This is a genomic window from Pseudomonas sp. YL2, assembly GCF_023063025.1.
In the GTDB taxonomy this organism is placed as follows: Bacteria; Pseudomonadota; Gammaproteobacteria; order Pseudomonadales; family Pseudomonadaceae; genus Aquipseudomonas; species Aquipseudomonas putida_A.
In genome coordinates this window covers 1-13,208 of record NZ_JAJSLU010000021.1, presented here as the reverse complement: position 1 = coordinate 13,208, position 13,208 = coordinate 1, and the positions used below count along the sequence as shown (strand labels likewise).

General features: G+C 61.7%; 13 protein-coding genes. 10 read left to right on the top strand and 3 right to left on the bottom strand.

Annotation, left to right across the window (positions count from 1 at the left end; genetic code table 11):
• Positions 1-103 precede the first annotated feature (103 nt).
• The gene (locus LVD08_RS24025; protein ID WP_115988055.1) at positions 104-682 is read left to right on the top strand and encodes an acyl carrier protein phosphodiesterase; all 579 of its coding nucleotides are present in this window, start codon (positions 104-106) and stop codon (positions 680-682) included.
• A 112-nt stretch (positions 683-794) separates the two neighbouring features.
• Here the strand turns inward: LVD08_RS24025 and LVD08_RS24020 are convergent, their stop codons facing one another.
• Complete coding sequence (locus LVD08_RS24020; protein ID WP_247269426.1) at positions 795-1,589, bottom strand: lysophospholipid acyltransferase family protein; 795 nt, start codon at positions 1,587-1,589, stop codon at positions 795-797.
• The gene (gene olsB, locus LVD08_RS24015) at positions 1,589-2,344 is read right to left on the bottom strand and encodes an L-ornithine N(alpha)-acyltransferase (protein WP_007963187.1); all 756 of its coding nucleotides are present in this window, start codon (positions 2,342-2,344) and stop codon (positions 1,589-1,591) included. The genes LVD08_RS24020 and olsB overlap by 1 nt, the downstream gene beginning before the upstream one ends.
• 153 nt (positions 2,345-2,497) lie before the next feature.
• Between olsB and LVD08_RS24010 the strand changes: the two genes are divergently transcribed.
• From LVD08_RS24010 to LVD08_RS23990, 5 genes are all read left to right on the top strand, one after another.
• Entirely contained in the window at positions 2,498-3,376 is an 879-nt protein-coding gene (locus tag LVD08_RS24010; protein ID WP_247269425.1) for an acyl-CoA dehydrogenase family protein, read from the top strand.
• Between the two features lie 149 nt (positions 3,377-3,525).
• Positions 3,526-4,605 carry a serine hydrolase domain-containing protein gene (locus LVD08_RS24005; protein ID WP_247269424.1) on the top strand — a complete coding sequence of 360 codons (1,080 nt, stop codon included), beginning with the start codon at positions 3,526-3,528 and terminating at the stop codon, positions 4,603-4,605.
• Positions 4,602-4,919 (top strand): amidase, encoded by a 318-nt coding sequence (locus tag LVD08_RS24000; RefSeq protein ID WP_096797055.1) that lies wholly within the window; start codon positions 4,602-4,604, stop codon positions 4,917-4,919. Before LVD08_RS24005 ends, LVD08_RS24000 begins: the two co-directional genes overlap by 4 nt.
• 190 nt (positions 4,920-5,109) lie before the next feature.
• Positions 5,110-5,700 (top strand): YceI family protein, encoded by a 591-nt coding sequence (locus LVD08_RS23995; RefSeq protein WP_027614416.1) that lies wholly within the window; start codon positions 5,110-5,112, stop codon positions 5,698-5,700.
• A 1-nt stretch (position 5,701) separates the two neighbouring features.
• Entirely contained in the window at positions 5,702-6,859 is a 1,158-nt protein-coding gene (locus LVD08_RS23990; protein ID WP_247269423.1) for a phospholipase D-like domain-containing protein, read from the top strand.
• 134 nt (positions 6,860-6,993) lie between these two features.
• Here LVD08_RS23990 and bglX read toward each other — a convergent pair whose 3' ends face one another.
• Complete coding sequence (gene bglX / locus LVD08_RS23985; protein ID WP_098967613.1) at positions 6,994-9,285, bottom strand: beta-glucosidase BglX; 2,292 nt, start codon at positions 9,283-9,285, stop codon at positions 6,994-6,996.
• Between the two features lie 258 nt (positions 9,286-9,543).
• Here bglX and LVD08_RS23980 point away from each other — a divergent pair, with 258 nt between their 5' ends.
• The 4 genes from LVD08_RS23980 to LVD08_RS23965 all read left to right on the top strand — a co-directional run bounded on the left by LVD08_RS23980 (position 9,544) and on the right by LVD08_RS23965 (position 13,069).
• Entirely contained in the window at positions 9,544-10,152 is a 609-nt protein-coding gene (locus LVD08_RS23980) for a LemA family protein (RefSeq protein ID WP_247269422.1), read from the top strand.
• Positions 10,153-10,165: 13 nt separating this feature from the next.
• Complete coding sequence (locus tag LVD08_RS23975) at positions 10,166-10,918, top strand: TPM domain-containing protein (RefSeq protein ID WP_247269421.1); 753 nt, start codon at positions 10,166-10,168, stop codon at positions 10,916-10,918.
• Positions 10,919-10,951: 33 nt separating this feature from the next.
• Positions 10,952-11,569 carry a TPM domain-containing protein gene (locus tag LVD08_RS23970; RefSeq protein ID WP_027614420.1) on the top strand — a complete coding sequence of 206 codons (618 nt, stop codon included), beginning with the start codon at positions 10,952-10,954 and terminating at the stop codon, positions 11,567-11,569.
• Positions 11,570-11,851: 282 nt separating this feature from the next.
• Positions 11,852-13,069, top strand: coding sequence for a class I SAM-dependent methyltransferase (locus LVD08_RS23965; protein ID WP_247269420.1), 1,218 nt, complete (start codon positions 11,852-11,854; stop codon positions 13,067-13,069).
• Positions 13,070-13,208: the final 139 nt, after the last annotated feature.

Sequence of the window (13,208 nt, the reverse complement as noted above, 5' to 3'; positions counted from 1 at the left end):
TATACCAATATGAATTTGATCTGACGACCGCATAAATCGGTATATCGGGTTATAACGATACGTGTGCTGTAACGATGAAAGCGCGCAGTGCTAAGCTGCGCCCATGAACTATCTCGCACATTTACACCTCGGAGGCCAGCACCCCGAGCAATTACTCGGCAGTCTGTATGGCGATTTCGTCAAAGGACGCCTGCAAGGGCAATTTGCACCCCAGATTGAAGCGGCGATTCAGTTGCATCGGCGGATTGATGTATTCACCGATCGCCATCCGTTGGTGGACATCGCCCTCGGGCGTTTCACCGAGACCCGGCGGCGTTACGCGGGGATTGTCCTCGATGTGTTTTTCGACCATTGCCTGGCCCGCGACTGGACGCTGTACGCCGATCAACCGCTGCAGCAGTTCACCCGTGACGTGTACCGGGTGCTGTCGAATGAGCGGCAATTGCCCGAACGCCTGGCGAAAATCGCGCCGCACATGGTTGCCAATGACTGGCTGGGTTCGTATCAAGAGTTTGAAGTGCTGGAGCAGGTGCTGCGCGGGATCTCCCGCCGCCTGACCCGGCCTGAGGAGCTGGCGGGGGCGATGCAGGAATTACGGCGCTTGTATGAACCGCTGAGTGAGGATTTCCGCTTGTTCTATCCGCAGCTTCAAGAATTTGCACAAACGTCGGCAACACAGTAACCCCCTGTGGGAGCGGGCTTGCTCGCGAATGCGGTAGGTCATTCAACATGTGCATTGGCTGAACTACCGCTTTCGCGAGCAAGCCCGCTCCCACAGGGGGGGAATCGGTGTTTCAGGCTGCGATCAGTTCGCCGGCGCGACGCGGTTCGGCCGCTTTGGCGATATCACCAAACAACGCCTTCTGCACCGCCTGCTGCGCTTCGAACGCCAGCGCCGCACGTTCGCGGCCCTGACAGGCGATCGGCTTGAGCAGATGCACTTCGACATCGCCGCAGTCGTGGCTGAACAGACGCATCAGATGCGACAGCAGATCATCGTCACCAATGAACGGCGCCAACGCGTCGATTTCGCCATTGCGCAGATAACGGATTGCCAAGGGTTGCAGCATCACCTCCGAATCAATCGCCGCCGACAGCAAGCGACCATGAAAGGTGCGCAGCGAGCGGCCATCGGTGGTGGTGCCTTCCGGGAACATCAGCAACGGATGTTGCGTTTGCAAGTGACGGGTCATCTGTTTGCGGATCAACTGGCTGTCGCCCGAGCCGCGACGGATGAACAGACTACCGGCCTTCGCCGCCAGCCAACCGGCCACCGGCCAGGTGCGCACTTCGGCCTTGGACAGAAACGACAGCGGCGTGAGCATGCCCAGCAGCGGAATGTCAGTCCATGACACATGATTGCTGACCCACAGCATCGGCTGCTTCGGCAGGTCGCCGTGCACGGTCACGCGAAAGGGCAGGGCATTGCTCAAACGCGCCATGAAAAACCGCGACCAGCGCTGCCGACGTTGCATCGAGTGCGCCAGGCCCAGACGTTCGAACACGCCGAAGACGCTGGCCATGGTCAAGCCCAGCGCCACCACCAGCAGCACCCGCGTGATCCGCGCGTACACGCGCAACCGGCTCATCACACGGCCGCCTTGAAGTGCTTGGCGTAGCGTGGGCAGAGTTCGTCGCGCTTGAGCAGGATGAACACGTCGGCGACCTGGAAGTCTTCGTCCCAGCACGGCTCGCCGCAGATCTTCGCACCCAGGCGCATGTAGGCCTTGAGCAGCGGTGGCATTTCGGCGATCACGTTCGATGGAATATCCAGCGACGGCAGGGGATTCTTCGGCTCGGCGCGCAGGTGTTCGGTGCACAGATAACGCTCGCGCAGACGCTGCATGATCGCGTGGGCCTGCACGCCGCCATCCTGCATCGGAATGCTCGCGCAACCCATCAGGTAGCTGTAGCCGCCCTGATTCAACACTTCGGCCAGTTCACCCCAGAGCACGGCGATGGTGCCGCCGTTGCGGTAGGCCGGGTCGACGCAGGTGCGGCCGATTTCGAGGATCGGGCCTTGCAGATGGGCGAGGCCATGCAGACTGAATTCTTCTTCGCTGTAGAACTTGCCCAGGCTGCTGGCGGCGGTGTGATCGAGCAAACGGGTGGTGGCGACCAGACGCCCGGTGTTCAGGTCACGCACGCCGATGTGGCTGCAGTGAACATCATAGTCATCCATGTCCAGACCCAGTTCCGCGCCTTTCAGCTTGGCGTTGAACTCGCCGCTGAATACGCTGAAGCGCAAGGCCTGGGCTTGCTGCAAGGCCTCGGCGCCGATCAGGCGTTCGGCTTGCAGGCGGCGTTCATTGCCGGTGTCGCTGATGCGGGCGATCTGAGTCATTTGAATCTCCGTACGGGCCTTGAACCCGTCGTGGGTTGCAGCCGATCGACTTTCTTTATGCAGCCATGTTGTGCAAAGTCAGGCTATGTAGCCCCGGTGTCATCACCGTGAACGTTTGGTGATGCTTGTATGACAGCCCTCAAGGAGCCTCTTATGCCCTGGCCCAGCCTGCTCGAAAGCCATGAACGCCTGCCCGCCGTGACTGATCTGGCGGAAGGTTTCGCTACCTTGCTGCATCAATTGGGCAACGTGACGCCGTTCGAACTGGCGGTGGCCGGAGGGCGGCGTATGGCGACGCCGGGGCTGGCGTTTCTGGTGGGGTATCAGGCGGCGTTGCGCATGCTCTGGCCGAGCGCGCCGCCGAGTCTTGGCGCGTTGTGTGCGACCGAACAGCGCAGCCTGCGCCCGGCGGACATGCAGACGCGCATGACGGATTTGCGCCTGAGCGGGCGCAAGGATTTCGTCACCGCCGGGGACGCGGCGGACTGGCTGCTCGTCGCCGCGCGCAGTGAAGAACCCGGCGAAACGCCGCGCCTGAGCCTGGCGGTGGTCTATCCCGGCGAGCCCGGCGTGCGCGTGGAAAAACTCCCGGCGCTGCCGCTGATGCCGGACATCAGTCACGGTCGGCTGCATCTGGACGGCGCGTTGTGCGAGTTGCTCGCGGGCGATGGCTGGGACGCTTATGTGAAGCCGTTTCGTAGCCTGGAAGATGTCTATGTGCTGAGCGCGATGACCGCGTGGCTGTACGGTGTCGGTCAGGACAGCGGCTGGTCGCAGCCGCTGCTGTTGCGCTTGCTGGCGCTGTTGGCCGGGTGCGCGGAAGCGAGTCGCCAGCCACCGAACAACCCGGCCGGGCATGTGCTGTTGGGCGGTTTGTTTGCGCAGTTTGATGCGCTGAAGGGCGAGATCGATCAGGCGTTGGCCGAGGGTAGTCCGGAGTGGGCGCAGATGTGGCAGCGTGATCAGGGAGTGATGCAGTTGGCGGCCGGCGCGCGGGCCAAACGCTTGGCCAAGGCTTTGGCGGTGGGCTGACTGGCCTCTTCGCGAGCAAGCCCGCTCCCACCCTTGGAATGCGTTTCAAATGTGGGAGCGGGCTCGCTCGCGAAGGCGGCGGCAAAAACACCACACATCTGTCATGTGGCAAGACTACCCTCAGCAGGTTCTCCCCAAGAGCCCTCACCATGCGCAAAAGCCTGTCCCTGTTTCTGCTGCTGATCAGCTTCACGGTCCAGGCCGAACAATGGCCCGGTGAGCAATGGCCGACTGACGCAAAAATCAGCGGCGCAGCGGTCGAGGCATTGGAGACCTACGCCTTCCCACCCCGCGACGACACTACCCGCCAGGGCATCCGCACGGACGCGCTGCTGATCATCCGCGACAGCCAGTTGATCTACGAACGCTACGCCGGCCCGACCCGTGCCGAGACCCCGCACCTGACCTGGTCGATCAGCAAAAGCCTGATGGCCACGGTACTCGGTGTGGCCTATGGCGAAGGCCTGTTCAAACTGGATGATCCGGTCGCGAAGTTTTATCCGGCGCTGGAACAACACCCCACGATCACCGTGGCGGATCTGCTGCACTGGGCTTCCGGGCTGGACTGGCAGGAAGACTACGAATACGCGCCGCTGAAATCCTCGGTGGTGGCGATGCTCTACACCCGTGGGCACCGCGACATGCCCGCGTTCACTGCCAATCACGACGCTTATGCGCCGCCGGGGCAGACGTTCCGTTACTCCAGTGGCGACAGCAATCTGCTGGCGGCGGCGCTGAAGAACATGGTGGGCCCGCAGCGTTATCCCGACTATCCATGGACCGCGTTGTTCGAGCCGCTGGGCATCCGCCACGCCGTGTGGGAAACCGATGCCGGCGGTACGTTTGTCGCGTCCTCTTATGCCTATCTCACGGCGCGGGATCTGGCGCGGGTCGGTCTGCTGATGGCTCGCGACGGACGTTGGCACGACCGGCAATTGCTGCCCAAGGATTGGGTCGCTTTCAACCGCACTGCCTTTGCCGGCTACAAGGCGCATCAGGACGAAGCGGTGCCCGGTGGTCAGTGGTGGCTCAATCGCCCGGCGGATGGCGCCGCCGCGCCGTGGCCCGACGCGCCGCCCGACACCTTCGCCGCCCTCGGCCACTGGGGCCAGGCGCTGTATGTGATCCCCAGCGAGAAACTGGTGATCGTGCGTTACGCCGATGACCGCGACGGCAGCTATCGCCACAACGAACTGCTCAAACGAGTGCTCAAGGCGGTGCAGCCATGAAGCTGTTGAAGCGGGTGTTGCTGTTGGCGCTGATCGTGCTGCTCGGCTGGATCTGGCTCGAACGGGAAAACCTCTGGGCGTTCCCCGACATCATCAGCGCCTACACGGCCAAGGAATATTGTTCGTGTCGTTACGTGATGAACAACGATGCCGAATACTGCCGGGGTTATGTGAAACAGTGGCTGCCAACCAGCCACTTTAGCGATGACAGCGCGAGCAAAACCATCACCGTCAGCGGCATGGGCCGCAGCAATCGTGCCCAGTGGCTGGGCGAACGCCAGGGCTGCCGCCTCAATCCTCAAGTCAATAGATAACCCTGTGGGAGCGGGCTTGCTCGCGAATGTGGTGTGCCATTCAGTATTTGTGTTGACTGACTCACCGCCTTCGCGAGCAAGCCAGCTCCCACAGGAGGTTTCACCAATCGATAGATTTGCGGCGATCAGTTTGCAATAACGGCGTGGGCGGTTAAGGTTCGTGCAGGTTTATCGCCCCCACGAGTATTCAATGTTCAACCGCTCCCTCTATACAGCCTTCGCCAGTCTGCTGCTGACTGCCGCCGCGCTGCCGGCGCAGGCCAACTGGTATCTGGATGGCGAGTCGTCGCGGCTGTCGTTCGTCAGCACGAAAAACGCCCACATTTCTGAAGTGCAGCGCTTTCTGGTGCTGCACGGCAAGGTCGATCCGGATGGCCGCGCTGAAGTCGAAGTCGAGCTGGATTCGATCAACAGCGGCATCCCGCTGCGCGACGAGCGCATGCGCAAGGAGCTGTTCCAGATCGAGCAATTCCCCGAAGCGACCATCAGCACCCGGATCGACCTGCGCCCGATCAACGATCTGGCCCCCGGTGCGCAGCTGGAATTGCGTCTGCCGCTGACCGTCAACCTGCACGGCAAGCAACATGAATACCCGGCAGAGTTGCTGGCCACCCGTCTCGACGACCGGCGTTTTCAAGTGGTGACCCTGGAGCCGTTGGTGATCAACGCCGAGGATTTCGATCTGGCGCCGGGGCTGGAAACCCTGCGCGACCTGGCCGGCCTGTCGGCCATCAGTCTGTCGGTACCGGTGGGTGCGGTGCTGATTTTCACGGCGCGCTGACATGCGCGGCGCGGTGTTTCCGTGGCGTGACGGCAACCGCTTCGAACTGTTGATCGACGGCCCGCAATTCTTCCCGCGCATGCTGGTGGAAATTGCCCGCGCCGAGGAGCAGGTCGAACTGGAGTTGTATCTGGTGGAGGCGGGCGCTTGTGCCGAGGCCGTGGTTCAGGCGCTGGTCCAGGCCGCCGAGCGCGGAGTGCGGGTACGCTGCCTGTTCGATGACTACGGCAGCCTCGCGTTTACCCTGCACCTGCGTCAGCGCCTGACCAAAGCCGGGGTCGAACTGCGTTTCTACAATCGCCTGAACTGGCGGCGCTGGGTCGGCAACTTCTATCGTGATCACCGCAAATTGCTGCTGGTCGATCAGCGTCTGGCGGTGGTCGGCGGCACCGGTGTTACCGATGAATTCTGGACACCGGGGCAGGACAGCAGCGAGTGGCACGAAGTGATGGTGGAAATCAACGGCCCGCTGGTGCTCGACTGGCAAGTGCTGTTCGACCGTCAATGGATCGCCAACCGCCATCGCCGAGCGTGGAAACCTTCGGCGCATGTCGGCCTGCCACGCTTGCCCAAGGTGCCGGACATGGGCGAGGGCATGGGCCGTGTGGCCTATGCCGATGCCCGTCAGCATCGCGACATTCTGCAGTCGCTGTTTCGTGCACTGAACAGCGGGCAGAAGCGCATCTGGATGGCCACCCCGTATTTCCTGCCGACCTGGAAAATCCGTCGCTCGCTGCGTAAGGCAGCTGCCCGTGGTGTCGACGTCCGGTTACTGCTCACCGGGCCGCGCACCGATCACCCGTCGGTGCGTTACGCCGGCCATCGCTACTACCCGCGCCTGCTCAAGGCCGGGGTGCAGATCTTTGAATATCAGCCGTGCTTCCTGCACCTGAAAATGGTCTTGGTGGACGAGTGGGTGAGCATCGGTTCGTGCAACTTCGATCACTGGAACTTGCGCTTCAATCTGGAGGCGAATCTGGAGGCGCTGGACCCGTCGTTGACGGCAGCGGTGGTGCAGAGTTTCGAGAAGGATTTCGGTCTGAGCCAGCAGGTCAGTCTGGAGGAGTGGCAGCGCCGGCCGTTGCGGCGGCGGGTGAAGCAGCGGATCTGGGGGTGGGTGGATCGGCTGGTGGTCAATATCCTCGACAGACGCGGCTAGCAGCCACACACCAAAACCAAATGTAGGAGTGAGCCTGCTCGCGATGGCGTCGTGTCATTCAGCATTGATCTGGCTGATAGACCGCTATCGCGAGCAGGCTCACTCCTACAGGGGTTTATGTGTTGCCTGAATAATTACAGCAACTCAAAACTCTGCTGCGTCACATCCTGCGAATCCAGGCCGATCTGCACGTTGAACTTGCCAGGCTCGGCCGCGTACTTGAGCTGGGCGTTGTAGAACTTCAGGTCATCCTCGGTGATGGTGAAGTGCACGACTTTCTGTTCGCCGGCCTTGAGCATGACTTTCTGGAAGTTCTTGAGTTCTTTCACCGGGCGAATCATCGAACCGGCGACGTCCTGGATGTACAGCTGCACCACGGTTTCGCCGTCACGTTTGCCGGTATTTTTCAGGGTGACACTGGCATCGAGCTTGCCGGTCTTGTTTAGCGTGGTTGACGACAGCGCCATGTCGCTCAGCGTGAACTGGGTGTAGCTCAGGCCGTAACCGAACGGGAACAGTGGACCGGTGGTGTCATCGAAATACTGCGAGGTGTAGTTGCCCGGCTTGCCCGGCGTGAACGGCCGGCCAATGCTCAGATGGTTGTAGTAGGTCGGGATCTGGCCCACGGAGCGCGGGAAGGTCACCGGCAGTTTGCCCGACGGGTTGTAGTCGCCGAACAGCACGTCGGCGATGGCGTTACCGCCTTCGGTGCCGCTGAACCAGGTTTCCAGAATCGCATCAGCCGACTGGTTCTCTTCGAGGATGGTCAGCGGACGGCCGTTCATCAGCACCAGTACCAGCGGTTTGCCGGTGGCTTTCAGGGCACGGATCAGCTCGCGCTGGTTTTCCGGGATGTTCAGGTCGGTGCGGCTGGAGGATTCGTGGGACATGCCACGGGATTCGCCCACAGCGGCGACGATCACGTCGGCGTCCTTGGCCGCTTTCACCGCTTCGTCGATCAACACGTTGGCCGGGCGCGGATCATCGACCACTTCCGGAGCATCGAAATTGAGGAAGTTCAGGTAATCCAGCACCTTCTTGTCGCTGGTGATATTCGCGCCACGGGCGTAGATCAGATTCGCCTTGTCGCCGATCACCGAGCTCATGCCGTCGAACAGGGTCACCGATTGCGCCGGCTTACCGGCCGCCGCCCAACTGCCCATCATGTCGATCGGCGCCTTGGCCAATGGACCGACCAGCATGACTTTCGCGTCTTTCTTCAGCGGCAGGGTTTCGTTCTGGTTCTTCAGCAGCACCAGGCTGCGGCGTGCCACGTCACGGGCCTCGGCGCGGTGCAGACGGCTTTCGGCGTAGGTGTCGGCCGGATCATCCTCGGCCTTGCCGATGCGCAGGTACGGGTCCTTGAACAGGCCCATGTCGTACTTGGCGGCGAGCACTTCGCGCACGGCGTTGTCGATGTCTTTCTGCTCGATCTCGCCGGACTTGAGCAGCCCCGGCAGCTCTTTGCCGTACAGGGTGTCGTTCATGCTCATGTCGATGCCGGCCTTGATTGCCAGCTTCGCCGCTTCACGACCGTCGGCGGCCACGCCGTGCTTGATCAGCTCGAAGATCGCCCCGTGGTCGCTGACGGCCAGGCCCTTGAAGCCCCAGTCCTTGCGCAGCAGGTCGTTCATCAGCCAGGTATTGGCGGTGGCCGGGATGCCGTTGATCGAGTTCAACGCCACCATCACCCCGCCGGCACCGGCGTCGATCGCCGCGCGGTACGGTGGCAGATAGTCCTGGTACATCTTCACCGGGCTCATGTCGACGACGTTGTAGTCGCGCCCGCCCTCGACCGCGCCATACAGGGCGAAGTGCTTGACGCTGGCCATGATGCTGTCAGCCGCGCTCGGCGTGTCGCCCTGATAGGCCTTGACCATCACTTTGGCAATGCGCGAGGTCAGGTAGGTGTCTTCACCGAACCCTTCGGAGCTGCGGCCCCAGCGCGGATCGCGGGAGATGTCGACCATCGGCGCGAAGGTGATGTCGAGGCTGTCGGCCGCGGCTTCCTTGGCGGCAACGCGCCCGGACTGACCGATGGCGTCCATGTCCCAGCTCGATGCCAGGGCCAGCGGAATCGGGAAAATCGTACGGTGACCGTGGATCACGTCGTACGCAAAAAACATCGGAATCTTCAGGCGACTGCGCATCGCCGCGTCCTGCATCGGACGGTTTTCCGGGCGGGTGATCGAGTTGAACGTACCGCCGATGTTGCCGGCGGCGATCTCTTTGCGGATCAACTCACGGGGCATTTCCGGGCCGATGCTGATCAGGCGCAACTGGCCGATCTTTTCATCGAGGGTCATTTGTTTCATCAGATTGCTGATGAACGCGTCCTTGTTTTCCAGGGGTACCGGGGTCGTGGCGGCCAATACTTGATGACTGGCCAGGCTGACGAACAGGCCCAGCAAACACAGCTTCTTCATGAATATTTTTCTCAAGGGCCCAAGCGGCAATGCAATGCCGGCCAGCCAAAAGTTAGGGAGCGACTATTGTTGTTCGGGTGCAGGCTCAAAATGACCGAGCCAAAAACGCCCGCCGACACTCGGCTGCGTTTGCGCAGGGCCTCTTTTTAGCCCATCGGCCCGTTGCAATCCAGTGGCGCGGCCGATTATGCCCCAACCGCTGATGCAGAAGGTTTCACGGTCGGTTTTTTATGAAATATGCCAGGGAGCATCACTTTGATGAATGTCAGTCCAACCTACCGCTCGCGTCTGCAGGTCGCCACGCTGCTGGTGCTTGCCACTTTGTTGACCGCATGCGGCATCAACAATATCCCGACCCTCGATGAACAGGCCAAGGCGGCCTGGGGCCAGGTCCAGAACCAGTACCAGCGCCGTGCCGACCTGATCCCCAACCTGGTGGAGACCGTCAGAGGCTACGCCAAGCATGAGGAGGCGACCCTGACCGCCGTGGTCGAGGCGCGGGCCAAGGCGACGTCGATGCAGGTCGATGCCAGCACCCTCGACAATCCGGAAAAACTCAAGCAGTTCCAGCAGGCTCAGGATCAGCTGAGCGGTGCGCTCAGCCGTTTGATGGTGGTTTCCGAGCGCTACCCGGATCTGAAGGCCAACCAGAACTTCCTTGCCCTGCAATCGCAGCTCGAAGGCACGGAAAACCGGATTGCCGTGGCGCGGCGCGATTTCATTCTGGCGGTGCAGAAATACAACACCGAGATCCGCACGTTTCCCGGGCGCCTCTGGCACAGCGTGATGTACAGCGACCTGCCGATTCGCGAAACCTTCGAAGCCACCACCCCCGGTGCGGAAAAGGCCCCGGAAGTGAAGTTCTGATTCGAGGTTGCCCATGCGTGTGTTGAAGATAGGCCTGGTGCTGATGCTCTGGCTGTTCGCCGTCAGCGCCCGGGCCGAGTTGACGTTCCCGGCGCTGAGCGGGCGGGTGGTGGACGAGGCGCAGATGATCGAGCCGTCGGTGCGCGCCCAGTTGAGCCAGCAATTGCAGGCTCACGAGCAAGCTACCGGCGAGCAACTGGTGGTGGTCACGGTGCCTGATCTGCAGGGCACCACCATCGAGGATTACGGCGTACAACTGGGCCGGCACTGGGGCATCGGCCAGAAAGCCAAGAACAACGGCGCGGTGCTGATCGTTGCCCGGGACGAGCGCAAACTGCGCATTGAAGTCGGTTACGGGCTGGAAGATCGGCTGACCGATGCACAGAGTTCGGTGATCATTCATCAAGTGATCACCCCCGCGTTCAAGGCCGGCAATTTCAGCAAGGGCATCAGCGACGGCGTGGCGGCGATGCTGGTGGTGCTCGGCGGCAATCCGCTGGACGAACCGTCGACGGTGTACGAGTCGAGCGGCGATCCGCAGAGCGATTTTGTCTCGCGGCATCCGCTGTTGTTCGTTTTTCTGGTGGTGTTGTTCATCCTGACCGTGTTTGTCTGCCAGATGCTCGGTATCCTTCCCGCCGGCCGTGGCGGCTCCGGAGGCGGGGGCGGTTTCGGCGGTGGTGGATTTGGCGGTGGCGGTGGAGGCGGGGGCTTCAGCGGCGGCGGGGGCAGTTTCGGCGGCGGCGGTTCGTCCGGCGGCTGGTGAACACACAACAATAATGATCAGGCACTTTTCGACATGGCATTACTGACTGAACACGAACAACGCAAAGTCGCCGAGGCGATCGCCCGGGTCGAGCGCGATACCGACGCCGAACTGGTGACCGTGCTGGCGGCCCGCGCCGATGACTACGCGTACATCCCGCTGCTGTGGGCCAGCCTGCTGGCGCTGCTGGTGCCGGGCATCGTCCATTACCTGACCGGCTGGCTGACGATGCACAGCCTGTTGCTGGTGCAATGGGGCCTGTTCATCGTCCTGTGCCTGCTGTTTCGCCTGCCGAAAATCACCACTCATCTGATCCCGCGCCGCGTGCGTCACTGGCGCGCATCGAACCTGGCGCGGCGGCAGTTCCTCGAACAGAACCTGCACCACACCGTCGGCAGCACCGGGATGCTGATCTTTGTCTGCGAGGCCGAGCGCTACGTGGAGATTCTGGTGGACGAGGGGATTTCCCGGCGGCTGGACAACAAAAGCTGGGACGCGATCGTCGCCGCGTTCACCGAGCAGGTGCGGCAGGGGCGCACGCTCGAGGGCTTTGTCACCTGCATCGAGGCCTGTGGGGAACTGCTCAAGGTGCACGTGCCGGTAACGCAGGTGAGGAATGAATTGCCCAATCGGTTGATTGTGTTGGGCTGAGTCTGGGTGCGGTTCTTTCCGGTCCCGCTGAACAAGGCCTGTCTGATACATATGGCCGGATTACGCCGAGCCAATGTGGGAGCGGGCTTGCTCGCGAATACGGTCTGACATTCAACATCGATGTCGCCTGATACGCCGCTTTCGCGAGCAAGCCCGCTCCCACAGGGGCCAGGCAGTGCGCTGAGTTCTTGTGCCGTTGGGTAAATAAGAGCGTGTCCCCAAGCGCCATCCCCCCTAAAATACCTGCCATTCCCGATTTCGCCCGTCCGAGGCCGCTTTTCCATGTCCGTTACCGCCCCCTCCCTCAAGCCCGCGCCCGATCATCACGCCCAGTTCATCGAGCTGCTGCAAACCAGCCTCGAACACAACGGCTTCATCAAAATGGTGCTGGCCAAGTACGTGGGTGAAGAGGCGGATCTGCAGCGGATCATCATCAAAGCGGTGACGGTCAAGGCGCAGCCAAACCTGTCGTTTGTCTATCGCTACAAGACCCGCGACATCACCAAGAATCTGCCGCTGAGCGAAGGCGTGGCGGTGATTGCCGAGCTGTTGCCGGCCGCGTTCAAGAATGCGCATTTGCTGACCGTGACCGACGAAGCCCAGCTCGAATACAGCAAAAAGGGCAAGAGTTCACTGTTCAACAGCAAACCTCAGCAATTGCGTGAAGCGCCGTCCGCCGAGCACAACCGTGAGAAGAACCGTTTTCTGGACTTGAGCCGGCCGTTCCTCAAGGACCTGGGCGTGACCAACGCGCAGCACGAGCTGATCCCGGCGATGTCGCGCAAGTGGAAGCAGATCAACAAATTCATCGAAGTCTTCAGCCATGCGTTGACCTCGTCACCGCTGGCGCTGGATAAACCGGTGCGGGTGGCGGACTTCGGCTCGGGCAAGGGTTACCTGACGTTCGCCATCCACGATTACCTGCGCAACACGCTCAAGGCCGAAGGCGAAGTCACCGGCGTCGAGCTGCGCGAAGAGATGGTCAACCTGTGCAACGCCGCCGCGGCGAAACTGGAGCACCCGGGGCTGGTGTTCAAGTGCGGTGACGTGCGCAGCGTGGCGCCGAGCGAACTGGACGTGATGATCGCCCTGCATGCCTGCGACATCGCCACCGACTACGCGATCCACACCGGCATCCGTTCCGGCGCGTCGATCATCATGTGCTCGCCGTGCTGCCACAAACAGATCCGCCTGCAGATCCAGAGCCCGGCGCTGCTCAAGCCGATGCTGCAATACGGTCTGCACCTGGGCCAACAGGCGGAAATGGTCACCGACAGCCTGCGTGCACTGTTCCTCGAAGCCTGCGGTTACGAGACCAAAGTTTTCGAATTCATCTCGCTGGAACACACCAACAAGAACAAGATGATTCTCGCGGTGAAACGCGCCGAGCCGGTGGACCCGGCTCAGTTGCTGGTGAAGATTCAGGAGCTCAAGGATTTCTACAACATCAGCGAGCACTGTCTGGAAACCCTGCTGCGCACCGACGGCTTTCTCGCCTGATCTTGTGGGAGCGAGCCTGCTCGCGAACGCGGAGTGCCAGCCAAGGATGCTGCTGGCTGTTATGGCCCCTTCGCGAGCAGGCTCGCTTGTATGTTTAGACTTGAAGGGGTGGGCGGGACTACAGACTCGATTCTGACTC